This window comes from Actinoplanes sp. NBRC 103695 (assembly GCF_030269485.1).
GTDB lineage: Bacteria > Actinomycetota > Actinomycetes > Mycobacteriales > Micromonosporaceae > Actinoplanes.
In genome coordinates, this window is record NZ_BSTL01000032.1 from 24,631 (window position 1) to 50,516 (window position 25,886).

The following is a 25,886-nucleotide window of genomic DNA, read 5'->3' on the forward strand; positions in this document are numbered from 1 at the left end:
CGGGTGATCGGTGTCGACGCGTACCCCCTTGGCTGGGTGGCCGTCGAATTGGATGACGGCGCCTTCACCCGAGCCATGCTCGCCCCCACCCTCTACGAGGTCATCACGAAGTGCTCCGGCGTCGCCGGGATCGCCGTCGACGTCCCCCTCGGGACGGCACCCGACCGGTGGCGAGCCGCGGACAGTCTCGTCGCCGAGCAACTCGGCCCACGCCGCGGCAGCATCTTCCGGGTCCCTCCAGGACCGGTGTGGGCCGAGAACGACTTCGCCGCCGCCAGCAAACGGTGCCACGAACTCACCGGGGAAAGGCTCGGCCGGCAAGCCTGGGCCATGCGCCCCAAAGTCCTCGAGGCGAACAACCTCGCAAGACGACACCCCGCACTACTGCTCGAAGCCCACCCGGAGCTGTCCTTCCGCACCATGAACGGCATCCCTCTGGAGCACGCCAAGAAGACCTGGGCCGGACAAATCCAACGCCATCAGTTACTGACCCGCAACGGCATCCTCGTCCCGGACGATCTCGGACCGGTCGGCCAAGCCCCGCCAGACGACATCCTCGATGCAGCTGCGATTGCCTGGACCGCACACCGCAAGGTGACCGGTGCGGCTCACAGCAACCCGAGCCCGCCAGAGGACGACGGCAACGGCCTCCCCTTGGCGATCTGGGCCTGAACCATGGCCATCACTGAAGGTGACCGGTGCCACGCCATCCACCCGCGTCCTGCCGTTCGAACGCAGGCAATGCGAAACGGCTTCTTTGATGACCGCCGCGTAACCAGCCACCACCGCAGCAAACGACAACACCCGTTGTCACGACAGAAAGGCACGCATGGACATGATCAGGGAACGAAATATCGTCGGGCCGCTGGCCGGTTCGGCGGCGATGGTGATCGCCGTCGGCGGCGCCACACAGCTCGATCAACAAGCCGCAGCCTGGTTGGTGGTGGTGGCCGCCGTGGCCGCGATCGCGGCAGTGGCCGTGCCGCTGCGCCCGTGGTGGCGCTCGCCGGTGACGGCCGCCGAACGGCGGGCGGCGCTGGAACACCTGCCGGCCGCGCTGGTGGAGCGGGGCCGGCGGATGTCGGCCGCGCTGGTGTGGTCAACGTGGGCGCTACTCGCGGTTCGTCTGGCCACCGTGCCGCTGCTGATCGTGGCCGGAACACCGGTCGCGGACTGGGTCAGCGATCCCGGTCAGCCGTGGTACCTGCGGGCCGGCCTGGCAACCCTGGTCCTGGCCGGGACGGTCGCCGTCCTGGAAGCGACGCCGATCTGGTGGGACACCCGGTCCCGGGGCACAGCCAGCACCAAGGTCGCCGGCCCCGCGGGCCTGAACACCGCGATCGGGGTGCTCGCCAGCACCGTGTTCTGGACGGTCAAGATCCTCGGCCTGACCTGGGCGATGCACCTCTGGCCGTCCTGGTGGTGGCTGGCGCTGATCGCGGCCTACGCCGCAGCCCGGCTGGCAGCACGGGCGCTGCTCGAGCCCGGCACCGTGCAGTCGGCCGCCGCGGGCGGTAAACCCGTCACCAGCGACCGGCTTCGGCAGCGCGTGGCCGCCGCCGCGGCCGGCGCTGGACTGCGGTCCCCGAAGATCCTGGTCGTCGAGAAACCCGGTCCGCTCAACGCGGTCGTCGGCGGCGTAGGCCGCCAGAAGATCACCGTGTTCGGGCCGGGCCTGGCCGAAACCACCGACGACGAGACAGCGCGGCCGGCGACCGGCGTGGAGGACGAGGCCGTCGCCATCGCCACGCACGAGGTGGCACACATCCGCTACGGCGACGGGTGGCTGCGAATGTTGACCGGCACCGCCCAGGCCGGGTTCACACTTGCCGTGCTGGTCCTGGCCGGCACCACGCCGGCCCTGGTGCACGCGGCCGGCGCGGAGTCGCTGGCCGACCCGCACGCCGTCGGGCTGATCCTGGCGGTCCTGACCGTGCCCCGGCTGATCGCGGTACCGGTGCAGATGTGGCTGAACCGGGCCCAGGAACGACGCGCAGATCAATACGCCCTGCACACCACCGGCGACCCGCAAGCGGTGGCCGCCTCTTGGCAACGCGCTCTCCGCGAGGTCGGCGGAGACCCGAACCCCGGACCGACGTACCTGGTGTGGCCCAAGCCGGCCAGCCACCCCGTCCTAGCCGAACGGCTGGCCACCGCACTGGCCTTCGACCCGCCGACCGCCCGGCCCGCAACGGCAATGGCCGGCGCGCCGACGACCGCACCCGTGCCTGCCGCAGACGCCGACATCGCGAGCCCGGCGTAGACGCTCGCAACCACATCTGACAGGCAGACCCGGCGCCAGGGAGCGCCGCACGCCGGCCACCGTGATCAAACCCTCGATCACCCTGTCCAAACCCCGTCGGCCCCCCGCCGCGCATGGCGGGCCGAGCCCACCAGACTCCGCTGCCCGGTTGGGCGGCGGACGACCGACGCCCCAACCGGGACGCGGAAGAGATAACGAGGAATGGTTTTGTCCATGACCATCACCGTGGAGCCCACCGCCACCGAAACTGGCAATCCGGGTATCCGCCGAGGCCGCCTGCTCGAACGGCGGCTGGGTCGACGCACCCTTAAGCAGTGGCTGCTCGTCGTCATGTTGATCGCCCTCTAGCCACCATCCGCGCCGTCCGGGCGACCATCGCCCGGGCGGCACCGAAGCATCCTCGGCCGAGTCCCATGCCGGCCGCATCGAGCGGCGCATCGCTGGTCAGGTGGCAACGTTCATCCCCGGCCCGCTATGGCTGCAGAGGCCGAAGTCGACACCGCGATCGAAGGCCCGTTCTTCCGACAGCGCCACCGTGACCGGCTGCACAGATCCGTCTCACCTGTACCTCTGCGCTTCGACCCGGACAATCTGGCGGGCGTGACCGGCGAGGTCCGCTCAAGATGACCGGCACTCGGAAGCATCCGGCGATCGGCCAAGAACGGTCGCTCCTGCGGTTCTGCCGCACCAAGCACCGCCCGTGCCACGCAGGGGCGGCACGGGCCGATGAACACCGGCCAACCCGTCACGAGATGATGGGGTGATGGGCCGTGTGGAGTGGACTCGCCTCGAGGGTAACGACGTCGAGGCCGTGGTCGCCATGTTCGTCAACCGGGAACGACCGAACTCCGTACGCATCTCAACCTCGCGGGGTGACGGCGGCATCGACATCCTGGAGCGCGGGGCCGGCCCCGCCGGCGGTGACGATGTTCACCAGGTCAAGTGCTACTGCGGGCCGTTGACGGCGCGGCAGAAGGAGGAGGTTAAGAAGTCCCTGGCCAGGCTCACCACCGATCCCCGATGGAAGAGCTTGAAGGTCGAGCGCTGGTACCTGGTCACTCCATGGGATCCGACCCCGGAGGCCGAGGCATGGCTGCAGGAGCTCGCGGCCGGCTACGAGTTCACGGCGGTCTGGCACGGACTCGCGTACGTCGAGCAGCTCGCTGCGAAGTACCCCGACGTCGTCGACTACTACCTGCATGGCGGTAAGACCGCCATCGAGGACGCTTACCAGGCGGTGGCCGCCATGTTCGCTCTCGGCGGCAACCCGCAGCAGACGATGGACATCCCGTCGGTCACCGCCCGGGTCCAAGCGGCGTTACCGGTACTCGATACCGACCCCCACTACCGCTACGAGTTGCACTTCGGCAGCGACCAACCCCCACCGCCAGCCGACCGCCCACGGCTGGTCATGAGCTGGCTGAGCAGCCGCCGCGGCGGCGGCCCCTGGGTGGCCGTGGACGTGATCGCCCGCTGCGCCGCCTCCACCGACGAACGCCCCATCACGATCACCGGACAACTCGCCGCGGACAACGACAGCACGTTCGCCGAGGATCTACGCGACTCCGCTGCCTTCGGCACACCGTTCACCAGCCCCGCCGGCGCCTTCACCGGCGAGATCGACGCGCCCGGCGGACTCGGCGGCCCGCTCGCCAACGCGCAGATCATGTCCCTCCCGATCGACGACCTCGGCGCCAACCCGCAGCTCCACGTCCAGATCATCGACCCGGCCGGGACGGTCCTGTCCACCGCCGACCTCGACCGGACCGACCGCAGCCAGGGCACCGACGGCGTACGCGTCGTGCTCCAAGAGGTCCACCACGTCTTCCAGGTCGAAGACCGCTACCGGCTCCCGGCCGCGAGCCTGAAGCGCACCTTCCGCCTCGCCGACCCCGCCAACCTCGTCGGCGAACCCCCCGCCGCCGTGCTGGCCGCCCTGCAATTCCTCAACGTCTGCCGGACCCCGAACACCGCACGGGCCAGCGTCCGCCACACGCCGCCGGAACGCGGCACCATCGACCGGGCCTGGATCCTCGACCTCCCCGACGAGTGGCAGAAAAAGATCGACTTCCTGACCGAGGCGATCGGCGCGCTCGCGACCATCCAGCAGCACACCAGCACGCCGATCCGGGTGCCGGACCTCACCCTGGTCACCTTCGAACAGCACCGACGCTGGATCCTTGCCGCCCACCTCCTGGCCGGCAAGGAAGTCCTGACGACCTACCCGGACGGCCAATGCCTGGTGCTCGAGCTCGGCTCCGACGTCGACGTGCCGAACGGCGGAACCATCGGCATGGCAGTGCCACTGAACGTCGTCATCGACGGTGCGACCATCGAGCTGGGCGGGATGGAGATCTGGCTCAACGAGGCGACGCTGGTCCGCCGCGAGCAACGCGGAGATCGGACATACCACCTGTTCACCACGCCGGGCCGCCGCTACCGCTGCCTGCCGGCACCCGAAGAGAACGACTGACCGCGGATGCCGTTGCATGACGTCCCGCGCCCGCGAGCGTGCCGGAGGGCCGGAAGGAGTCAGGTGGATCTGCAGCGGCAAGCCGAGCCGCACCCGAGATTAGCTGAGGACGCTCTGGTGGACTACGTACGCGCGTTCGCCGAATTGGCCGAAGCCCATCACCGTCTCCCGGACGGCTGGCGACACCTCACACCATCACACCTGCTCCTCGCCGAAGGCAGACTTTTCAACCTTGCCCTGCGGCCCGCAAATATGAGCAAGATGCCAGACCAGTTCTGCTACGCCAACGCCGCCGCCCTCGCCCGCACCCACGACCTGCTCTACACCGAGGGCATCGCCGCGATCTCCCACAACCGGCAAACCCTCTGTCTACCGCACGCGTGGTGCACCGACACCGATGGCACCGCCATCGACGCAACCTGGGCCAGCGGCACGGGCATCGCGTATCTGGGGATCGCCTTCACCGACCGCAGCCTGTGGCCCGAGGACAACCGCGGCACCCTCGACCACCACCAGAAGGCCGAGCCGCTGCTCCGCGACGGTCTCACCGCGGACCAGGTTGCTGCCGTCGGCAGGCCGCTGGCGCCGCCGCGCTGAACAATCCGGCAGGCGCTGCCGGCCACCTCCGGCTCGCCACCCAGTTCAGGGCCTACGCAACAAGTCGGTCGTGTAGGGCAGCCACCACTGCTCGACCCGGAGGCCGCGCAGCAGCCGTCCACACAGGCGTTGAACGATCACGTCGGTCTGATCGACCAACTGCGCGGTGGTGGCCGTCGTGACCTGTTCGTAGGCATCCTCGTCGTACCTGTCGTAGGCGAACAGGTCAGGGTCGAGTCTGGCCTCCTGGGGAACTGAGCCATATAGACCGGTGAGTCGCATGCCGATATCCCAGACTCCCTGGTAACCGCTGTGCCGGTCCCCGATCAGCCCGGCCAGCAGCAAGGTCGAATGGGTCGTCCCCAGCAGGCGATGCGTCCAGATCCGAAGGCTCGGTTGGCCGTCGGCGTCGTAGAACATCGCGGAGTCGCGATCCGTGATCTTGGCGGAGATCAGCGTCAGGGTCCCGTCCTCTTGTAGGACGAGGTCCTCGAGGTTGCGCTCGGTTCGGGCGCCGTTGTCGAACAGGCCGAGGCCGAACATCGCACCACGCCCGATCCGGCGCCCGGTGTCCGCGCGAGGCAGGCGGTCGGTGGTCACCGTCTGCCGGACATGCTCGAGCAGCGGAAGCAGGTTCTGCTGCAGTGTTTTGCGGTCGAGCAGGGCGACGAGTGCGTCTTCGGCCCCGGTGCTCGGACGCACGACGAGATACAGGTGGGCCTGTTGCCTGGCGGCCGCCGGGATGGGGTCTCGGTGCTCAAGCTGTGAGAGGAGGTCCGCGACGTCGGTGGCGTGCTGCCGACGGCCGTCCATGATGCGGCGCACGTCCGCGTCAGTGAGGCGCCGGTTGCCGCGATCGCCGCGGCCCCAGTAATAACCGTCCACCATGTGCGGCGCGACCGGGCTTGGCGGGACCTCGATCAGCAAGCAGCCCATGCCGGGCCTGCCCGGGTCGGGAATCGCAGTGCAGCGGACCGCGGCAGAGGGGCTGGGGCCGTTGCGGGCGATCAGGTCGACCCGGTCGGCTAGGCCGTCGATAGGCACCCCGAGAACTTCGCCAGCGCGGCTGTTGTCGTCGGTGATGCCGATGATCAGGACCCCTCCGTCGACGGCCATCGCCGCGATGTCCTTGGCCAGTTCCCGGTTATGGCGTTCACGGGCACCGGCGGCCGGGAGCTCCTTCTTCAGGTCAAGCCACGGGGACTCGTCGAGCATCCCGGCCGTCGCGGCAGCGATCAGGTCCGCCCAGGAGCGTGGCAGCCATCTGCCGTGTGCGGGGCCGAGATAAACGGAGGCTGGCGGTTCGGTCACCTCTCTGTCTTACTCCGGTCCGCAACTCGGTTCTTCCGCGAACTCGACCAAACCGGGCTCAGCAATTCCGTGTGGTAACGAGACTTCGGCCCGGTCCTGCGTCAGACCGCGATCTTGAAGCCAAAGATGGCGAGGTGAGGGATGGTCGTTCAACGGTTGCGCAGCCTGTCGAGGTGCTCGGCGAAGGTCGCTTAGGCGTTCGCGGTCAGCACGAGTGGTCGGGAAACGGCAATGGGTCGGTCGCCTCCAGGAAGGTTCCGTCTCGTCCCCGCCGCCAGGCGATGCCGGCTTGGTCTCTGAACTGGATCCACGACACGAGTTGATTGTTGGCGAAGTCGCCGTCACGCCGACAGGTCGATGAGCCTTCGCCGATGTATGACCGAACCGGCAGCCTGATCCTGGTCACGCCGGGCGGGATGACGCCGATGCCACGATCGACGAATTCCTGCGGGCTGTCGGGAACGTAGGCGATGCCCTCGTAGGCGCAGCTGTCACTGTTGTTCACGACGACCAGGTTGCCGAAGTCGTACCCTCAGGCTTCGCCGTAGTGGAACGAGCCTCCATCCACCGGGGCGCGCATTCGGGAAGGCTGGAGCTCGTCGTCTTTGCGCTCGTCGTACGCACCCCGGCTCGGCTCCAGGTAGTACGTGATCCGCTCGGCCTGAGCGCGCCTCTCGCGCTCCAGCGCGGCGTGGTGTTCGCGGGCCGCCTTGCGCTTGTCAGATCGGAACGCCACCAGAACCGAAGCAACGGCGGCGAGGCTTCCCACGCCGGCGATCCAGTCGGGAACACTGCCCGAATCAAGTGCCATGGACCTATTGTGTCTATTGCCGCAAATGAGAGTTTGGTTCGCTTAAGGGTACAGTCTCAAGATGACCAGTCGGCGGGTTCGCGATGACGGCGCTGGCCTTCTGTTCGTGGGCGCGGCGGTGGGCGACGAGGGCGGAGATCGCGTTTGGGCAGAAACGCCGGCTGAGCACCCGGCGGCGGACCTCGTCGTCGGGGATCTTCAGGTGGATGACCGCGTGGAGTCGACGAGGCCGACGAAAGCCATGTCGATCATCTGGAAAAGGCGTTGAAGGCTCTCTCCTCGACCCGGGCCGCGTCGAGCCCGAATACGTCGCGGAGCGCGCCGACGATCATGGTGGCCAGTTGGGTGGCGGTGCGGCCGGACAGCGGCCAGGGCTCGGTCCGCGCCCAGTTCTGGTCCCCGTGCGCCGGAGGCTGCCAGCCCAGGTCCCCCAGCTGCTGCTCCTGTGCGGCGGTGAGCTGGGCGTCGGCCGGAAGGCTGTCGCCGGCCGCGGCCTCGATCCGGATGGAGGCCGGGCCTTGCCCCAATTGGGTGTAGAACGGGCCCGATTGCAGGATGATGGAGTCGCCGTCACCCAGCCATGGCAGCCGCGCTGCCAGCGACTCGGTCAACTGCTCCCACGAACTCTGAGTCACCATGTCCCCGTTCTTATGCAAATGCATCGCAGTAATCCTCGTGCTCGTTGATCGCTTCTCGACATTCGCTCCGCGGCCGCAGGTGAGTCAGCATGTGCACGGTCTTGCCATATGTCGAGCTCGGATGCGCTCACATCGCCATGAACGGCTGCCGCCGACGCATCCGCCCGGAATCCGACTTGTGAATGAGTTTTGTCAGGTGATGATGGCCGACTTACGTCGGAGGCGGCGCGACGATGCGCGTCGGCGGTCGCTACGCCGGCGCGCCGCTGCTTGCTCTCGCCGATAGAGTCGGCGGGACGTCCGATCTAGGTAGATCCCTGGGAACTGCTCCGGGGCGGCGCCGTTGGGCGCCGGCGGCGGAAGAAGCTGCAGAGCCTCCTTCACCGGTACGAACGTTCGGGTGCGCGGGCACCGCGCCAGTACCGCTGCGGCTTGACCCAGCGACTCGAAGATCACGGTCAAGCTCGACAGGATAAGCACGACGGGAATAACAGTGAACAGCGCGGCCATGAACAGGCCAGTGCGAGGTGCGCCGTTGGTCCACCACGCCGCGACCAGAGTCCACGCCATCGCCAGCACCAGCGCCAGCAGGACTACTAGCCAGCCAAAATCTTTGGCCGTTAGCGGGGTACACGGCCGGGTCGGGCACCACCATCGGATCGGTGCGTCGCACAGCGCCAGATATGCCCACTGGTTCAATGCGACCAGGCTGCCGTTGTCACGCATGATGAACAGGGCCACGCGCTGGTCGCTGCGTTCGGCCCACGCCTTTGCCGCGGCCGTATAGCCGTGCGAGGCGAAGAATAAGCACGTCTGCCCCGGTTCGGCGGCGCCGGCGAGGCGCTGCACGTCCCGGATGCCGACCGGCTTCGTACGCCACCGCTTCACCTGAGCTACGGCCCCGGCGGACCTCACGTCGATGCCGTTATCGTGGCCCGCCGCGGTCAATACGGCATCGGTGTACCCGAGACGGTGCAGCCACCGGCCTGCCGTGTTCTCCGCGTCCCGATCGGAACGGATCAAAGTTGCGTACGCATCCGGACCCAGTTGCGGGTCGCATGTGTCATACCAGCCGGTCATCCGGAGAATGTAACGGCCCGGTACGACGTTCTTGCCCTGCGTGACGGTCGGTAGCCAGACTTGACCCGCGCCCACCCTCAGTTCTCGTCTCGCGCCCAACCCCTGCTGCTGCGACGGTCCGGAACCGGATGGCCGGTGTCTGCCGTCTGATCTCTGAGGACGGCCCCTTTCTGACGTGCACGGATCAGCCCGATCAATCGATTCCAGACAGGCCGGCCCACGCGGGTCGTAGACCCGGCCGCTTGCTATGCCGCCGGTCTGGGGACGTGGCACGGTCCCGGCCGGTTTCGACGTCGTCAAGCCACGGCCCGGCGGACGCCCCGCGTCGTCGCCGGGTCGTCATCGCCGCCGGCCGTTGAACAACGGTCGATCGTCGTTGCGGAAAGCGGGGCGCCGGGCGGGCTTGACACCGCCTGCACCGGGCCGGGTCATGTCGTTGCCGTCCCTGCCCGGACGGCATCTCACCGCGCCGCCGGGCCTCTGCCTTTCTGGAGGTTCCATGACGCCGCCGACCGGTAAACGACAGGCCTTCTACGTCGACGCCACGTTGCAGACTGAGCACGGATTCATTCCTTCCGTCGTCACCGAAGGCGAGCCGGGCCATACCCCCATGCTCGGCAACGGAGCGCTGGCATCGCCGTGGTACTGGGGTAACGACCTCGCGACCGCTCGCCGGATCGCCGCTCGGTCCAATGCTGCTCTCGGCCTCACCGAGAGCGACGTCCGTGACGTTGTCGCGTCGTCGTTTCGGGCTTCCGAAGCGATCGCTGAAGCCGGGCGGATCATCCACTCGATAGTCGCCGACGCCATTTCCTACGACGTAGCCGACGGCGACGGCTGGTTCTTGCGGCGGGTGAACTTGGCCGACGGCAGCGTCATCGACCAGGACGACTCGACCCTGGCGATCATGGACAGCGCGATCGCGCCCTACCTGTCCCAGATCGACTGGGGAGCACGGGGCGACCAAGATGCGGACACTGTGCTGCGCGTCGATGTGCGCACCGGCCGCTGGCTGCGAGAATCGTGAACGCTGCGCGGCCGCCGGCCAGCGGCCCTGACAACCGCCAGCATCGAGATCGCAGAGGATCCACGACCGCCGGGGCCGCGACGTCTGATCATCTGCCCCTTTGGCCGGTCGACACGCCAGCCACCTCAGCTCGGACGACCCGGCTTCTGACACAGAGCAATCGCCGGCTCAAGGACCTCGGTGTGTGGACGTGGAGCCTGCCAGCGTGGGCTGGGCGGCTTCCGGATGGCCGTACTTACAACACCTGCCCGTCGGCGGGTGTCTGTAGGCAGGTTTGCTACGCCTTACACGGCACCTATCTCTGGCCGGTTGTCCGCAACCGGCAGGAGGCGAACCTGCGTTTCGTGCTTGATGACCTGCCGGGCTGGCAGCAGGCGATGATCGCTGAACTGCAGACGCCCAGATCCGCGGGCCGATGGGTCAGAATCCACGACTCGGGTGACTTCTTTTCCGACGAGTATCTTCGCGCTTGGACGGACGTCTGCCGAGCATGTCCGAGCGTCCATTTCTATTGCTATACCAAGGAAGTCGACCGGTTCCGGCACTGGTAGAGCCAGATCCGCCCGACAATCTGCATTGGGTGTTCTCCTACGGCGGCGTCCAGGATCGTTTGTTGAATCCGGGGGTGGACCGAGTCGCCGATGTGTTCCCCGATGAGGACGCTGTCGGCCGGTCCGGTTGGTCATCTCAGCGCGCCTCCGACCTTCTCGCAGTGCTGGGCCCGCCGTTGGTGGGGATGTCGGCCAATCGCATTCCGGCGTTCCTGAAGCGGCTTGCCGGCCGTCGGTTCAGCACGTGGCAGGCCGGGGAGACTGCGGCCCGGGCCGCACGGCGCGACGCAACTGTCGACCGGTGAGCGCTACTGCGACGGCAGCGCGCGCCGCTGCGGTTGGAGGCTGACGGCGTCGCTGGCCAGGCACGGTGGCACGGCCCGGGTCGGACGCAAGGCGGTCCAAGAACATCTTGGCCTTCGGCCAGAGATCTTCTCGTTCCTGATGCCTTGCCGTCCACCACTCCGGGCCGTGCCCCGGGCCTGCGGGGCCAGCACGCGCTCGTCGCCTCGTCGACATCGAGGGCCGAACCAGCGTGACGCGGGCGGCGGTCGTATCCGCCTCCGCGGGGGTGATCGCCGTTGCCGGAGACGGTCAGGCAGTAGGCCATCGCCGCTTGGCGCCTGTGTCTCTGCCGTCCGCGGTGATCGGCCCTCTGGGCTGCTTCGGTGGGCGGCTCTACCGTGAAGGGACAGTTCTTCATGCGCAAGACTGTGGTTGCCGGCCTTGCCGTAACGACGCTAATCGGCGGACTTGCCGGTCGGCTCAGCGCAACGCCGACCATCCGCCATCTCCGTCGGCAGAACGACGAACTGGCGGAGCAGGTCCGCAGCGATCGGCTCACAGGAGTGTTGAGCCGGGCCGGGCTCGAGCAGGCGTACACCGCGAGCAACGACCGCGGGCGTTTCGTGATCGTCGTGGATCTCGACACCTTCAAGGCCGTGAATGATGAACACGGTCATCCCGCCGGGGACAGGGTGCTCAGCGCGCTTGGCGCGCGCCTTGCCGACCTCGCGGCACGGCACCAGGGGTGGGCGGGCCGACTCGGTGGGGACGAATTCGCGCTGATCCTGGCCGACTGCACGGCATCGGAGGCGCTGCAGATCGCGACGCACGCGGTGGCCGCCATCATCACCGAGAACCGCACCGGATCGGTGCAGGTCGGCGGCAGCGCGGGGATCGCCTACGCGACGAGGACCACCTCGTGGTCGGACGCCTTGACCGACGCCGACATCGCGCTCTACCAGGCGAAGCAGCGCGGCACCGTCACGCTGTTCGAGCCGGGAATGACCTACCCCCAGCCTCCTGCTCCTCGTCGGCGAGCCCGTGATCTGCGTGCGACGAACTAGCTGCCCCGTCACCGGCTGAGTGTCGTACGTGGCCGTCCTCGGGACGGCTGATCTCGGCAGCTCAGCCTCCGATCGTCGCCGGGACCGGCCACACCGCGAGGCCGTGTGCCACTCGATGCCCGCGCAGACCAGCGCGGTTGATCTGCCACCCCATGCCCCTACCTCGGACGGAGGTCAGCCGATGATGGTCCACGTCACCGTTTACCACAACACCGACGGCCGATTCACCGCCTTCCGCCGCGAACACCGGCTCCTTGCGGCCTTCGCCTTCTCCCGGGCTCTGCCACAGGACGCCACGGCCGAGCAGCTCGCAGAGTGGACGTTCTGCCTCTGCAACGCGGACCTGAAGATGCTGGTGGACAGGCACCCGACGATCGATACCGCATCGACGTTCCTGCTCGCGTGCCGTTATCGGCTTCAGCGGGTGCGATCGCTGTCGGTGGGTGACGTCGTGCGGATCAGTACCCCGGCAGCCGTGTACTGGCTGGCCTGCGATGGTCTCGGTTGGACCGCCATCACGCCGCCGCCGAACGTGGCCGCCAGCCAGGTCCGCAAGACCAGCACGAACTGCGGCAGTGATCGGCAGCCCACAGAGTCGCAGCGGTAAGGGCGGCCACGGCCGAAAGGGCGCCATCACGCGGGTGGTCCGCGCGCTGGTGCAGCGCGCGGCGCTGCCACCTCAGGCGACCCCCTCTGGACCCCTCTTGCCTTCCACGCAGCCGTTGCGGCTGCGCAACACCAGCCTCACCCTCCTGCCTGTGGCCACACCTGGCCGCAGGCAGTTACGTCTGCGTCCACGAAGGGACACCTCCATGACCGACCTCGACATCTCCTCAACGACGTCATCCGCAGACGAGGCGGACCGGATCGCCCGTACCGCCTTGACCCTGCTGACCGAGCCCTGCCACCCGACGCTGTGGTCCATGACCCAACAGGACGGAGCGCAGGCGACACTCGACCGACTGCTCACCGGCGACATCCCGGACGCGAAACTGCGCACGGCGGTAACGGTCGCCACCCGGCGGGGTGACGTGCGCCGTCTCGCCCACGCCGTGTGGCGTCATGCGCAGCGGCTCGGCGCGCGGCTGGTGGTGCCCGGCGACAGCGAGTGGCCTGGGCAGATCAACGACCTCACCCAGCTCAAACCCGCTGCCGAGAGGCCGACCGCTATCAATACCGCGCCGCCGCTGTGTCTGTGGGTTCGTGGTGAACGGCTGCTGAGCGAGGCGTTCAGCCAGTCGGTGGCGATCGTGGGAGCTCGATCGGCCACCGCGTACGGCCTTCAGGTCAGCGCCGATGTAGCTTCCGGGCTCGCGGCCCGCGGTTGGAGCATCGTGTCCGGCGGGGCCTTCGGCGTCGAAGCGGCCGCGCATCGAGGGGCCTTGGCCGCCCGTGGCCTGACCATCTCCGTGCTGGCCTGCGGAATCGACCGCCCCTTCCCTGTCGGTAACTCCGCCATGTTCGACCGGATCATCGCGGACGGTCTGCTGGTCAGCCCCTGGCCGCTCGGCGCCGAGCCGCTCCGCCACCGCTTCGCTATCCGCAACCGGCTCCTCGCGACCGCTGCCGGCACCGTGCTGGTCGAGGCCGCGGCCCGCAGCGGCGCCGTGCAGACGGTCAGCCGAGCCCTCGACCTGGGTCGCGCCGCGATGGTCGTACCGGGGCCCGTGACCTCGGCCCTGTCGACGGGCTGTCACCACTTTCTCCGCGCACACGCCGGTGCACGTGTGGTCACGTCCGCCGCTGACGTGATCACGGAGCTGAGCCGGACCAGCAGATGAACCGAACCGTACGACGTACGCGGCACCCAGTGCCGGCGGTCGTGTTGAGCGGGTGAGTCGCGGCGATCGGCGCGGGCAGCCGGTGGCCGTCGCTGCCCGTAAGCGCTTGTACCGGCCCCGTCCCGGGCCGGTCAGGGCGCTGCACCCGGCACGCCCACGATCGATGTCTCAGCAGGCTGAGGTACGGCTTCGGGTGGGCGTGCCGGTCTGGTCCCTGGCCTGCCTCGGGCCGTCATGGCCGGTCCGCGCCCTGGGTCAGCGCGACCCCCGCGTGCCCGCCGTCCGGCCGGTCCACCGCGATCGATGGCCTCTCCCGATCGCGGTACCGGTAGGGCCGTACAGCAGCTCGGAGTCGCGACATCTGCCACGCCCAGGGAGTGTGATTGCCGTGCTTGACCCCGCACCGTCAGTCGTTCGCGGTCCGGCCGACCTGCTCACCACCATTCCATACCTGCTGGGATACCACCCGACGGACAGCGTCGTCGTCATGTTCGTGGCCGGCGACGGGCGCCTCGTCTGCGGTCTGAGTGTCGGCCGGGAAGCACCGGATGAGTTCATCATTACCAAGAGCAGCATCGCCGCCGCCCGCGCGGACTGCAGCCATGCCTTCGTCGTCGGTTATGGGCCGCTGTCGGACCGCGAACGGATCGGCGGAATCGTCGACGCGCTGAACCTGGCTGTCACCGTCGCAGCGCGGCTGCTTGTCGACGCCGGCAGGTACTACTGCCTCACCGACGGCTGCCCCTGCACACCCGAGCACGGCGCCGTCCTGGACCCCTCCAGCAATGTCATCGCCGCCGAGATGACCCTGCGCGGCAATGTGGCGCTGCCCTCGCGCGACGACTTCGCCGCCTTCGTCGAGCCCGACCCCGACGCTCAAGCCCGCACCGCCGCCGCCCTGAAACTAATGTCGGCCCATCTGCCGGATGCGGTAGCAGTCGTGAACGCCAGCTTGGACATCGCGTCCGCGGGAGGTCGGCTCAGCGACGAACAGGCGGCCCGTCTGGCGGTCGCCCTCATCGACGACGACGGCCGCAGCACGGCATGGCGGGCAACCACGGGCGAGGACTGGCAGCACGACCTGTGGCTCGACATGGCCCGCCGCGTGCCCTGCGACTACGTGGCGACGCCGGCGAACCTGGCCGCTTGGAGTGCCTGGCGGCGCCGCGAGCCGGCGCTGGCCGGGGCCGCCCTGTCCCATGCCGTGCACGCCGAGCCGGACAACACCATGTCGCACCTGATCGACGTCGTGCTCACGTCCGGGATCAATCCGGCGACGCTGCCCTGGCCACTGAAGGACGGCTCTGACCTCGAGGGCCTCCTGCCGTAAGTCCGTCGGCGGTGTCCCGGCGCCGCACGGTGCCGGGACACCTGCCGCCAGCCTGCTGCCGCACATCGCGGCCGGCGCCGCGCTGCAAATTGCTGCCGCCCGCCTGCAGGACGACGCCGGCATCGCGCTCTTTCACCGGCCGCGCCCCCGCCGCCCCGCGCGCCGCGGCCGGGCCATGCCCCTTTCTCACTGAGCAAGGAGATATCTCGTGGGCAACCTCCCACCTGCGGACACTGCGGAACACCACTCAACCGTCGCCCCCGTCACCGCTGAGCCTGTCTCGGTCGACACGCTGGCGTACCCGATCTCGCCGGAATACGTGAAGTCGTGGACCCCCGTGCGGGCGCTGTGCGAGCTGATCGCCAACGCCCTCGACGAAGACCCCGGCGCCCACGTCGGGTGGGCCGACGGAGTCCTGACCATCAGCGACGACGGCCCTGGCATCCCCGAAGAGGGACTCGTCCTGGGGTACTCGACGAAAACCGACGCGCAGATCGGCCAGTTCGGCGAAGGCAAGAAACTTGCCTGTCTCGTCCTGGCCCGCAGCCCGGAGGTCGGTCAGGTGCGCTACGACACCGTCGGCTACGGGTTCACCCCGTCGGTCGAGCGCCGCCGGCTGCTCGACGGCATCGTGCCGTCACGATCCGCCGACGGCACCGAAGTCCTCGTCTACCACCTGCACCGCAGCGACCGCAACCGCGGCACGCTCATCACCGTCGCCTGTCCGAAGGACCTCGCCGACGAGGCCATCAGCCGGTTCCGGTCGCTGAGCGAGCCCGGCTACCAGCCGTCGCAGGGCAACGGGACCTGTGTGCTCACCGGCCGGCCCGGGCGGGTATGGATCGGCGGCGTCCTGGTCACCACCACGCCCGGTCTGCTCGCCTCCTACGACCTGCCCTTGGACGCCAAAGGCCTGCAGAACCGCGACCGCACCGTCATCGAAGCCGGCGCCCTGCGCGACGCGGTCCGCGCCATCCTCGCCGGCAGCGTAGACCAGCAGATCATCGGCCGGTTCGCCCAGCACGTCCTGGACGGCGGGAAACTCCGCGAACAGGAGCAATACTTCGCCGACATCCGCCTGCCGCGGGCCCGGGCCGCATGGCGGACATGGGCGCGCACCCACCTGCCCACGCTGACGTTCTTCACCCTCTCGGGCAACGAGGAAGCCAAGCTCGACCTGGCCGACAAGGGCTACACCGAACTCACCGCCGAGGGCTTGCCCCAGGAGCAACTGTGGGCGTTCATGGAACGACTGGGTGTCGAGGTCGCCCGGACCCGCCGGGTGCGGCACTACGAACGCACCCGGGACAAAACGACGTGGGTTCCTCTGCAACAGCTCACCGCCGCTGAACGCGAGGTGCTGGACGAGACCGTGCAGCTCGTGCGCCGGGCGATCGGCCCCTTCGCTCTGGGCCGGGTCCGGGTGTACTCCGACAGCGAGGAGTCGCCATGCTCCGACGGCTTCTACCACCCACGCACCGACGACGTCGCCGTTCACCGCGCTGTTCTGAGCAGCCGGCATCAGGCACGACACGTGCTGCTGCACGAGGCGGCGCACCGCGTGGGGCGCCGCGGCGGCGGCCGGTGGCGGCCCGTGCGCGACTATCACGACCGCAGCCGCGGCTTCGAGCGGATGCTCGGCGACTTCGCCGCGGTGTTGCTGGACTATCTCGCGGCCGGTGACGCTCTTCCCGAGCTGTCCGATGAGGCGCTGGCGGCGGGGTCCCGTGTCCTGCGTCTGGCTCCGGCCGACGATCCGGCGGTGCCGGGAGTACGCCGCGAGCTGGCGCACCTGCTGATCGACCAGTTGCCGCACGCCCTTACCGCCGGCGGTTTCACCGGCGAGAAGGACTTGGTCGCCTCCACCGGGGTCCATCCGGATTACTGGCGGACGCTGACGCATCCGAAGGTCGCCGGCCACCGGCAGCAACGCGGGGGCCGAGCGTGGGACTACGACAAAGTTGCCCTGCTCGCCGAGGCCGCCGGTGTGCATCCGCCGGTCGTGTGGCTCGGATACCACCTGTGTGAAGGCCCGATCTACGGCCGCCCCCGTCACCGCGGGTTCCGGCCTGACCCGAATGATGTCCGCGGCCGGGCCGGGTACCGCACGCCTGATCACGACGGCGGCCTCAACGGACGGCTGCAACCGCACTCCGCGAGCCGTTCGAGCGTCGCGTGGACCAAGAAGATGCGCGAGGCCACTCTGCGGGCCTGCGCCGACTTGCAGGCCCTTGGCGGGATCTACGCCGAGCAGATCCCCGCGCTGCACGACCTGATCGACGGCAAGACGACCGCGGTCATGGGTGATGACCGCTGGCATGCCCCAGCGCGGACGTTGCTCGCTATCGAACGCCAGCGCCTGCGGCTCGACGCCACTCCGGCATAGCGGCGCGGCTCCGCAGCATCGCCCACCTGCAGAGAAACCGTCCTGGCGCTCCGACCAGTCACGCCTAAGGCGCCACCGTGCGCGGCGCGGAACCACATCACCCGACCGAATCCTTCACCGCAGCAGGGAGAAAGCATGCTGATCAGACTGGAACGCGTCCAGGCGCAACACGACGTCACAGTCCTCGACGCAGCACAGACATTCGCCGTTTCTAAAGACGTTGACGAGCCCGATCCCGACGGCACGTATTCGATCATCACGGTCAACGGTGAGGACGGGATCCAGGTCGCCGGCTCCGAACAACAGCTGCACGGCTGGTTGAACCGCGCCCGCGCGCAGTTGAGGGCCGCGACCGGGGGTCCGCGCATCATGAACGTGCTCGACCTGTCCACCAACCACCTCCCCGAGCAGGTCTGCGCTCACCTGAGCGATTACTACGGAGTCACCGCCCACGACACCCTCTACGGCTGGCTTGTGGTTGTGCCCGGTGATCTTTCTGTGCACCGCGTGCACCACCCCGACACCGTGCCTGACGTGGTGTGGGCGCTGTGGGAATACGCGCACCGTTTCGGCGCCGAATACCTGAAACTCGATGCCAATGCCGATCAGGTGGACGGCCTCGCTTCGTGGGACTGGTGACCGGCATGACATCGCCGATCCCCTTCGGTCTCGACGTGCCGTAGGCCGCCCCGGGCGGCGTCCTGTTCCGGTAGCCGCGGACGCGGGCGCCTGCCCTGGATGGGACGGGGCACGGTCCCGCCCGCGCGCGCCGTCGTCAAGCCACCGGCCATCGACCGATACAAGACATCACTCCGAGGATCAACATCTGCTGCGACGCGGTCAAACCGCAGGGCCGGGGCTGGACACCGGCACCACGACGGGTGGGCCGGTTCGTGCCGTCCCTCCCGGCAGACCCCGCAACACCTCGGCGGCCGGGACCCGTACTGGCTCTGGAGGTCGTCCTTGTCCAGCATCAAAAACCATGCCCATGCTCTACTCGCGGGTCAGCCGGTTTCCCGCAAGTCTGCGGTACCCGCGTGCCGACGCAGCCCGGCGGCGACATGTCACAGGGTTCGACCGGTGGGGTGGCCGGCATGACGGCGCTGAGCGTGGCGACGGTGACCGCAGACGGCGGCCAGTGCCGGGAAGCGATCGTGCAGGTGAGCGCTTTGACCGGAGGGCGCAGCCTGGTCGCGGTCGGCCCGGAAGGGGCCTCCCGTCCCGAGCTGAGCGACCGTGTGTACGCCGGCATCCGCAACACCGGACTGACGTGGCCGGATCGCAACATCGTCATCTCCTTCGCCCCGGCGGGCACCTGGCCGGTGCCTCCCAGCGCCGATCTGGCCGTCACCGTGGGAGTGCTGGCCGCTATGGGGCACGTTCCGTTCACTGCGCTGAGCGAGACGATGTTCTTCGGCGAGGTCGGGCTCGACGGAGCAGTACGCCCGGTCCGCGACACGCTCGCCCTGGTCGCCGCAGCCGCCGACCTGGGATACGACACGGTCGTGGTGCCGGCGGCCAACGCCCGGCAGGCGATGCTGGTCCCCGGCGCGCACGTGATCGCCGTCAACTCCCTGAGGGAGTTGGTCACCTGGGCCACCACCGGCACCGAACCACCACTACCTGCGCTGCCCGGCGACATCGCGACGGCAGATAAAGGTTCCGCTGAGGCGGACCTGATGCACCTTCCGGCGTGGATGACGCCGGCGGCGTTCGCCCTCGAGGTCGCCGCTGCGGGGCGACATCACCTCGGGGTCAGCGCCGCACCGGAGTTTCCCGTGGCGCTGATCGGCGAACAGCTCCGATCTCTGCTGCCGGATCTTGACGATCGCCAGGCCGTTCAAGTCAGCGGGTTGCACGCCGCCGCTGGTTACCCGGTGGACGCGCTGATCCGGCGCCCGCCGCTCATGGTCCCAGGGATCACGATCTCAGTGTCCAGCATGATCGGCGGCCGGCGGCCGGGTGTGGTGAGCTTGGCGCACCGTGGCGTCCTGCTGCTGCGCGACGCCGCAGACTTCGCGCCGGAGGTCCTGCACGCCCTGCGTCAGCCGCTCGACCGCCGCATCGTCCAGCTGGCTCACGCACGAGGCACTACCACGTTCCCGGCCGACATTCAGCTGATCGCCACGTCCAGGCCATGTCTCTGCTCGACCGGTCACAGCGCGAGCCACGAGTGCAGCCCTCCGGCAGGCCGGAGTTCCCGCAGTCAATTGCGCGCGATCTCTGATCGCCTGGACATCGCCGTCACCATCGCGGCGACATCCGGGGCAGCCACCGCCGGTGAGCCGATCGCAACGGTCGCGGCGCGCGTCGCCGCAGCTCGGACAGCGGCCGCCGCGCGGTGGACGCAGAAGGGCTTCTCCGCCAATGCGGAAGTCACGAAGGACGTCTTGTGGCGACCTACGTTCCGCATCCCCGCGTCGGCAACGGAGGGACTCCGGCGGCTGCTCGATGCCGGCCAGATGAGCGCGAGGGCCTACGGCCGGGTGCTGCGGCTCGCCTGGACGGTCAGCGACCTGCGCGGTGCCGGCCGCCCCGACCGGGATGCCGTTGACACCGCCGTCGAGCTGCATCACCCACAGCGTCACACGAGCTGATCCCTCGCCGCCCTCGGCCCCGGCGAAGGTGATCACTCCAATCCGCTATTCGCTAATCGGGGCGCCCACCGGTGCGGTGGGCGCCCCGAGTCGATGCTCAGGAGCAACGCATGTTCCTCATAGACCTCGTCCGCGCAACGCTGGCACGGTGCCTCGCCAAGGACCGGACGGCGGGCTCAGCCAGTCTTGGACCGGCCATCTGGGCTGACCTGGCCCGGCTGGATGAACTGATGGCCGGCGAAACCGATGATCTACCGGTCGTGTTCACGCTGATGGACCCCGGCGGTCGTGACTTCGGCACGGACGTCGCGGCGTTCATCGACCACTGCTGCGAACAGCAGGTCCTGCACGTCGCGGCGCCGGTCGCCGCCGTCGGTATCGAGGCAACCGTCGGCGGTGACTACCGCGACGGCGGCTTCCTGGTCATGGTCACCATCGCCGACCGGATCACCGTGGCCTCGGGCCAGCTGCTCCCGGAGGTGTTCCGTGGCGCCGACGATCTGCCACGGTGGGTGCTCGCCGTGGTCATAGATGTTGCCGACCAGGTCTATCGCGAGTTGGTGCGCACTGCGGCCGATCTCACCGGGAGCGCATCATGACCGTCCGCAACGCTCTCCGCCCTGCCCGGGCACGCCGGGTATCGGCCGCGATCGGTGCGCCATCGCATCGAGACGACCACGATGCCGCCGCTGCCGGAGCGGGTCGCCGTGGCTGAGCATCCGTGCCACCGCCACCGTCGGGGGCAGCACACCACGGCCTGCCTGACCGGCACATGCGGATTCTGCGACACGGACCTGGGCGTGATCGCTTCCGGCGAGTGCCGCAGCTGCCTGCGGATTGTGTGCGAGAGCTGCGACGCCGGCTACGACACCGAACGCGGGCCGACCTGCCGGCCCTGCAACGACGCCGGCCACCCGAGCACTAACACTGGCCGGCCGGAGGCTGGCCCCCGCGAGCAGCATCGGCGCTGCGTATTCGAGCTCGACCTGTCCTGCGGCCACACCGTCACCTATGCCGTGACCGGCTGGTACCCGGTGTCCGTGTCATGCTGCGACCGGCTCGGCGGCACCGTCGCACGCGGAGAGTACGTCGCCTTCGCGTCCGACGTCGACTTCGCCCGCCTGATGTCAGAGTCCTACATCGACTGCCCGGCAGGCACCGCACCTCGCCCGAGCAGAGTGCTACGCCGGCGCTCACGGACCGATGATCCCTCACCACAGTGGTATCGGGGTCACCCCGCCAGCAGCGGCCGATACCCGGCACGCGTCGGCGCCACCTGGATCCTTGACGCACCACCATCGCGTCGGTCCTGACTCGGGCACCGGGCACTCACAGGCTCAGGCAGCCGGTGGTGCGCAGGTGAACCGCCGTCTCGCGCACGTGGTCACGGCCTATCGGACGTGGCGGGGCCGTGCCCCATCGATGTGGGGCCGCCCGTGCAGAACCGAGACGCGGAGCCCTCGTCAGCCGACCCCGTGTATGGGCGGGGGCGGCGGTGCTGGCCGGGCACGGTGGCCGACCCGGCACCGGGCGCAAGGCGGTCCGAGAACATCTTGGCCTTCGGCCAGAGATCTCCTCGTCCTGGCCGCCTTGCCGCTCCGGCCGGCCGGGCACGGCCCCGGCACCGGGGGCCAGCACGCGCTCGCCCCGGCCGACTACGGACTGCGGCGGGCGTACCCGCCCGGCCGCCACCGTCATCGTGGCTGCCCACCTGGAAGGCACCCTCTATGGCCCAGCCCACGCTCACCGTGGCACCGAACCGCCACATCGGCCTGAACCGCTTGATCAGCACGCTCAGAGATCAACATGCCCGGTCGGTGGACGTCTACGCCAGCGCCGCGACCATGCACTCCGACGGCGGACGGCTGATCATCGCCCGCACCGCTCCCATTCTGACCTCGACCGGCGTGGACCTGACCGCCGGGCAGTTCAGCCTCTCGGACGTCGCGCTGGGCGGTATCGCGGCGAAGCTCGACATCCCCGTGCCCTACCTGCGCCGGATGGCGCGTGAGAACGTGCCGCTGCTGGACGACAACGTCAACAGCTGGCTGCAACGCGACGACCGCCGGTTCCTGGTGCGCTGCCTGCGCCGCACCCCGGACAGCGGTGACGGCACCGCACGGGCGTTCCTGTCCGACCGGTATCTGCGGATCGACAACCTCGATGTGCTGATGGCCGCGATCGAGGGCATCAAGAAGGCCGGCGTCGCGGTGGACATCGCGTCATGCGATTTGACCGACCGCCGCATGTACGTGCGATTCGTGTCCCCCGACGTGCAGGTCATCGCCCCGGAGCTCCTGCGTAACTACCGCAGCCCGTTCGACGGGCGCCGCGGCAGCGACCTGCCGGTCATCTCGGGCGGGTTCCTGCTGCAGAACTCCGAGACCGGAGAGGGCCGGTACTCCCTGGCCCCATGGTTGCGCATCGAGGTGTGCCGCAACGGCCAGACCGTCGAGCGCGGCGCCGTGGGGCGCACCCACATCGGTGCCCGCATCACCGACGAGGACGGCATCGTCGACCCGTCCGCCGAGACGATGCGAACGTTGCTGCAGCTCATCACCACACAGACCGTCGACACGATCCGCGCCTACCTCAACGTCGACTTCGTCGCCCGCGCGGTCGCCGATCTGGAACGCGCGGCCGGTGTCGTGGTCCGCAAGCCGGAAGCCACGATCAAGGTCGTCTCACAACAGTTGCACTACACCAAGGACCAGCAGGACGCCATCTTGGCGCACTTCATCGCCGGGGCCGACCTCAGCGCCGGCGGCATCATGCAGGCCGTCACCTCCGTGGCCCGCAGCATCGGCGACGCCGACGCGGCCTACCGGATGGAAACCACCGCGTCGAAGGCGCTGCACCTGGCCGCCGCAGCCGCCTGACGTAGACCCGCCGTCCGGTCACTCCTCGCTCACGTTGCAGGGCGCCCACCGTGCTGGTGGGCGCCCTGCCTTGCATTCCGGAGGTCTTCCTTGCCACCCCAACGGCACACCACCACGGCAGAGCCCCTCGCCGTACGGGCAACGCCGAGCCTCACCATGCCCGACGGCGTCGGCCAGTCCCACCCCTCAAACACCCCGATGCCGCGGTTCGTGTGCGGCACCTGCGGCAGTCCGCTCGATCGGTACGCAGAGCTGCCCTCCGGTCTCGTGTCCTACCAGCATCCGATCTGGAAGGACGCCGACCACCCGCCCGTGCCGGTGGCCGCCGACACGGTCGAGGCCACCTATGTCTGCGACTTCTGCACCGACCCCAAGATCTTGTTCGTCTACGCGACGACCCAACGGATCCTCATCCAGGTCGACACTGCGCACGGCGCCGTCGTACGGGACTACGGCAGACGCTGGTCGGCCTGCGTCGGGTGCGCCGCCCTGGTCGAAGCCCGCAACCTGGCCGGGCTGCTGGACCGGATCCTGACGCACGGTATGGCCTTCGCCGCCGAGGTAGTGGCGCACCTGGCCGACATGCTCCGACAGGTTCTCACCAGGCTGCGGCCCGGCCGGGCCCTGACCGCCGACGGGCAATGGGATGCGCTGCCGCTGCCGGCGACAACGCTGCCGAAAGTCCGCGACCGGCTGGCCGCACTGATTGCCGGGGAAATTCGGTTGCCGTTCGGGCTCAGCCACGACCCGGTCCGCACATCGCTGGCGGCCGGCCTGGCGTACTCCCGCCTGTACTGGATCGACAACCAGTTCACCGTCCTCACCCGCAACGCCGCCCGGGTCCTGCCGCGCATGGGATTCGTGCCAGGTGACCTGCCGGCCGCGCACGGCTTCGTCGCCTGGGCGCAGCCGGTCGACGCCCGCCGGCGCTGCGTGGCCGCATCGTGGAACAGCCACGGCGACGCGGTGCAACTCGTCGGGTACCGCAGCATCGGCGACGGACTCGCACCCGGGCCGTTGCAGCAGCTGCGCGGCGAGGTCGGCTGGCTGATCCCCGCGTTCGCCGTCACGCTGCGCCCCGGGCAACCCGTCACCGCCACCCACCCGGCGGCTGCGCTGCTGACGACCTGGCGGCTCATCCGCCAGCGCCTCGCCGAAACAACCCCGGCGAAGGTCGACAGGTCGATCAGCCGGGCCTACCGGCGCACCCGGCGACCGGAACCCGAAGTAGCGCTGCTGCGCATCCGCGGTACTCGATCGACCTCTATCTCCACCCGGCACGCCAGCACCAGCGGCGGGACCGAACACGAATACCGCTGGTGGGTGACCCCGCACTGGCGCCATCAGTGGGTTGGGCAAGGGCGGGCGCTGCGCGACTGGATCGTCGTCCGACCCCACCTGAGAGGTCCACGGGACAAGCCGATCAGGGCGACCACCACCGTGCGGGTGCTCGGCGCACTCCCGCCAAGGCCGGACGCCCCTGGGCAGGCATCTGCCGACGGGCAGTAGCCGGTGCCCCGGGTCCGAGCCGGGGAGCGCCATCGACGTAGCGCGCCAGGAGAACGCCCGCCCAGACCCGGCCGTCGGTTCAAGGCTGACGCCCCTGCGTGACCCGGCGAACTCGCAAGATCCAGCGCCTTCCTACGCCCACCTTCGCTGCCGGCCTGCCGTACGCCCGGCCCTGCCCTCTGCTGGAAGGCATTTACGATCATGATTGACCCTTCATCTGAGACCATCGTCCGCAACCCACAGGATCTGCTCGGCGCCGTGCCGTACCTGCTGGGCTATCACCCCGGCGGCGAGATCGTCGCGGTGTACCTCGGCGCAGGTCAGCGCATCCTTGGGGTGGCCGCCGAACCGGTGCGGTTCTCGGCCGACGCGCTGAGCGGGCACCTGCTGCTGCGGGCCCCGGCCGAGCCGTGCGCCGAGATCGCGCTCATCGGCTACGGTCCGCCCCCGTCGCGGCCCGTCCTGGCAGCGATCGGCCGCAGTCTTGATCTGTTCTGGCCGCTGCACGCACTGCTGTGGGTCACCGGCTCGAGGTGCGTGTGTCTGCTTGACGGCTGTTCATGCCCGGCCAGCCGCGGGATGGATATCGACCCGACCCCCAGCCCGATAGCCACCCGGCTCGCCGTCGCCGGCAAGGTGGCCTTGCCGTCGCGGCAGGCCCTGGACACGCTGGTCGCCCCCGACCTCGTTGCACAGGCAGAGGCCGAGGGAGCATTGGCGGCCCTCGCCCCGGATGGTGACGTCCCCGAGCTGTTCGAAGACGTGCTGGCCACGGTGCTGCGGGGGCACCGCCTCACCGCCGGTCAGCTGGCACCGCTGTCCCTCGCCCTGACCCACCCTGAGGTTCTCGAAACGGCGTGGGACGCCATGTGCGCGTGCATGTGGCAACGCGATCTGTGGCTGGATGTGACACGCCGCGTTCCGGACCGCTACGTCTGCGGCCCGGCGACGCTGGCCGCCTGGTGCGCGTGGCTACGCGGCGAACACGCGCTGGCCACCGTGGCGTGCAACCGCGCCGTCCGTGAAGGACCCGGTGGCCGGCTGACCCGGCTGGTGACCAGCGTCATGCGCACGCATGCGCCCGCGCACCGGCTGCGCCGCCCTACCAGCCACTGACGTCTGCCGCCGCTAAAGCGTGCCTCGCCAGCCCGCTGGAGCGACCAAGAACCGCGCCGCGGTTTCCCACGGCGGTTGTCTCGTCAGCTCGCACGTCGGTCGGGTGCCGGCGGTGCTAGCCGCTGATCCTGGCCGCCCGCGGCGCGCCCCCGCAAGCCCACCCCTACCAGCCGCCGCCTCATCGAGGT

23 protein-coding genes and 1 pseudogene are annotated in these 25,886 nt (G+C 69.2%); 19 read left to right on the forward strand and 5 right to left on the reverse strand.

What is annotated here, in order from left to right; all coding sequences use genetic code 11:
* The first annotated feature begins 3 nt into the window (after window positions 1-3).
* The 5 genes from QSK31_RS39830 (at window position 4) to QSK31_RS39850 (ending at window position 5,333) form a co-directional block, all read left to right on the forward strand.
* Window positions 4-672, forward strand: a complete 669-nt coding sequence (locus tag QSK31_RS39830) for a DUF429 domain-containing protein (RefSeq protein ID WP_285689947.1) — start codon at window positions 4-6, stop codon at window positions 670-672.
* A 157-nt stretch (window positions 673-829) separates the two neighbouring features.
* Complete coding sequence (locus QSK31_RS39835) at window positions 830-2,263, forward strand: M48 family metalloprotease (protein WP_285689948.1); 1,434 nt, start codon at window positions 830-832, stop codon at window positions 2,261-2,263.
* Window positions 2,264-2,476: 213 nt separating this feature from the next.
* Window positions 2,477-2,611: a hypothetical protein gene (locus QSK31_RS39840; RefSeq protein ID WP_285689949.1), complete on the forward strand. Its 135-nt coding sequence runs from the start codon at window positions 2,477-2,479 to the stop codon at window positions 2,609-2,611.
* Window positions 2,612-3,026: 415 nt separating this feature from the next.
* Window positions 3,027-4,736 carry a hypothetical protein gene (locus QSK31_RS39845; protein ID WP_285689950.1) on the forward strand — a complete coding sequence of 570 codons (1,710 nt, stop codon included), beginning with the start codon at window positions 3,027-3,029 and terminating at the stop codon, window positions 4,734-4,736.
* Window positions 4,737-4,799: 63 nt separating this feature from the next.
* Window positions 4,800-5,333, forward strand: a complete 534-nt coding sequence (locus tag QSK31_RS39850; RefSeq protein ID WP_285689951.1) for a hypothetical protein — start codon at window positions 4,800-4,802, stop codon at window positions 5,331-5,333.
* A 45-nt stretch (window positions 5,334-5,378) separates the two neighbouring features.
* Here the strand turns inward: QSK31_RS39850 and QSK31_RS39855 are convergent, their stop codons facing one another.
* From QSK31_RS39855 to QSK31_RS39865, 3 genes are all read right to left on the reverse strand, one after another.
* Window positions 5,379-6,644, reverse strand: a complete 1,266-nt coding sequence (locus tag QSK31_RS39855) for an AlbA family DNA-binding domain-containing protein (protein ID WP_285689952.1) — start codon at window positions 6,642-6,644, stop codon at window positions 5,379-5,381.
* 205 nt (window positions 6,645-6,849) lie between these two features.
* Window positions 6,850-7,149 (reverse strand): hypothetical protein, encoded by a 300-nt coding sequence (locus QSK31_RS39860; RefSeq protein ID WP_285689953.1) that lies wholly within the window; start codon window positions 7,147-7,149, stop codon window positions 6,850-6,852.
* A gap of 27 nt (window positions 7,150-7,176) precedes the next feature.
* Window positions 7,177-7,455 (reverse strand): hypothetical protein, encoded by a 279-nt coding sequence (locus QSK31_RS39865; RefSeq protein ID WP_285689954.1) that lies wholly within the window; start codon window positions 7,453-7,455, stop codon window positions 7,177-7,179.
* Window positions 7,456-7,516: 61 nt separating this feature from the next.
* Here QSK31_RS39865 and QSK31_RS39870 point away from each other — a divergent pair, with 61 nt between their 5' ends.
* Window positions 7,517-7,723 (forward strand): hypothetical protein, encoded by a 207-nt coding sequence (locus QSK31_RS39870; RefSeq protein WP_285689955.1) that lies wholly within the window; start codon window positions 7,517-7,519, stop codon window positions 7,721-7,723.
* Here the strand turns inward: QSK31_RS39870 and QSK31_RS39875 are convergent.
* Together QSK31_RS39875 and QSK31_RS39880 are read right to left on the reverse strand one after the other, a co-directional pair.
* On the reverse strand, window positions 7,704-8,093 hold the full coding sequence (locus QSK31_RS39875) for a TY-Chap domain-containing protein (protein ID WP_285689956.1): 390 nt from the start codon (window positions 8,091-8,093) through the stop codon (window positions 7,704-7,706). The genes QSK31_RS39870 and QSK31_RS39875 overlap by 20 nt on opposite strands.
* A 192-nt stretch (window positions 8,094-8,285) precedes the next feature.
* Complete coding sequence (locus QSK31_RS39880; protein ID WP_285689957.1) at window positions 8,286-9,173, reverse strand: restriction endonuclease; 888 nt, start codon at window positions 9,171-9,173, stop codon at window positions 8,286-8,288.
* A 499-nt stretch (window positions 9,174-9,672) separates the two neighbouring features.
* Between QSK31_RS39880 and QSK31_RS39885 the strand changes: the two genes are divergently transcribed.
* The 13 genes and pseudogenes from QSK31_RS39885 (at window position 9,673) to QSK31_RS39945 (ending at window position 25,698) form a co-directional block, all read left to right on the forward strand.
* Window positions 9,673-10,200: a hypothetical protein gene (locus QSK31_RS39885; RefSeq protein WP_285689958.1), complete on the forward strand. Its 528-nt coding sequence runs from the start codon at window positions 9,673-9,675 to the stop codon at window positions 10,198-10,200.
* A 92-nt stretch (window positions 10,201-10,292) separates the two neighbouring features.
* Window positions 10,293-11,056: pseudogene (locus QSK31_RS39890) on the forward strand (GP88 family protein).
* Window positions 11,057-11,452: 396 nt separating this feature from the next.
* A complete protein-coding gene (locus tag QSK31_RS39895; RefSeq protein WP_285689959.1) occupies window positions 11,453-12,100 on the forward strand; it encodes a GGDEF domain-containing protein in 648 nt (215 codons plus the stop codon).
* 181 nt (window positions 12,101-12,281) lie between these two features.
* Window positions 12,282-12,707 (forward strand): hypothetical protein, encoded by a 426-nt coding sequence (locus tag QSK31_RS39900; protein WP_285689961.1) that lies wholly within the window; start codon window positions 12,282-12,284, stop codon window positions 12,705-12,707.
* A gap of 34 nt (window positions 12,708-12,741) precedes the next feature.
* Window positions 12,742-13,881: a DNA-processing protein DprA gene (locus QSK31_RS39905; RefSeq protein WP_285689962.1), complete on the forward strand. Its 1,140-nt coding sequence runs from the start codon at window positions 12,742-12,744 to the stop codon at window positions 13,879-13,881.
* A gap of 388 nt (window positions 13,882-14,269) precedes the next feature.
* Entirely contained in the window at window positions 14,270-15,211 is a 942-nt protein-coding gene (locus tag QSK31_RS39910; RefSeq protein ID WP_285689963.1) for a DUF4192 domain-containing protein, read from the forward strand.
* A gap of 208 nt (window positions 15,212-15,419) precedes the next feature.
* On the forward strand, window positions 15,420-17,597 hold the full coding sequence (locus tag QSK31_RS39915; protein WP_285689964.1) for an ATP-binding protein: 2,178 nt from the start codon (window positions 15,420-15,422) through the stop codon (window positions 17,595-17,597).
* A gap of 135 nt (window positions 17,598-17,732) precedes the next feature.
* Entirely contained in the window at window positions 17,733-18,236 is a 504-nt protein-coding gene (locus QSK31_RS39920) for a DUF5983 family protein (RefSeq protein WP_285689965.1), read from the forward strand.
* 398 nt (window positions 18,237-18,634) lie between these two features.
* Window positions 18,635-20,194, forward strand: a complete 1,560-nt coding sequence (locus tag QSK31_RS39925; protein WP_285689966.1) for an ATP-binding protein — start codon at window positions 18,635-18,637, stop codon at window positions 20,192-20,194.
* Window positions 20,195-20,304: 110 nt separating this feature from the next.
* The gene (locus tag QSK31_RS39930) at window positions 20,305-20,793 is read left to right on the forward strand and encodes a hypothetical protein (RefSeq protein WP_285689967.1); all 489 of its coding nucleotides are present in this window, start codon (window positions 20,305-20,307) and stop codon (window positions 20,791-20,793) included.
* A gap of 1,218 nt (window positions 20,794-22,011) precedes the next feature.
* A complete protein-coding gene (locus tag QSK31_RS39935) occupies window positions 22,012-23,073 on the forward strand; it encodes a DUF932 domain-containing protein (protein WP_285689968.1) in 1,062 nt (353 codons plus the stop codon).
* A gap of 267 nt (window positions 23,074-23,340) precedes the next feature.
* Window positions 23,341-24,582: a hypothetical protein gene (locus QSK31_RS39940; protein WP_285689970.1), complete on the forward strand. Its 1,242-nt coding sequence runs from the start codon at window positions 23,341-23,343 to the stop codon at window positions 24,580-24,582.
* A 201-nt stretch (window positions 24,583-24,783) separates the two neighbouring features.
* The gene (locus tag QSK31_RS39945; protein ID WP_285689971.1) at window positions 24,784-25,698 is read left to right on the forward strand and encodes a DUF4192 domain-containing protein; all 915 of its coding nucleotides are present in this window, start codon (window positions 24,784-24,786) and stop codon (window positions 25,696-25,698) included.
* Window positions 25,699-25,886 lie beyond the last annotated feature (188 nt).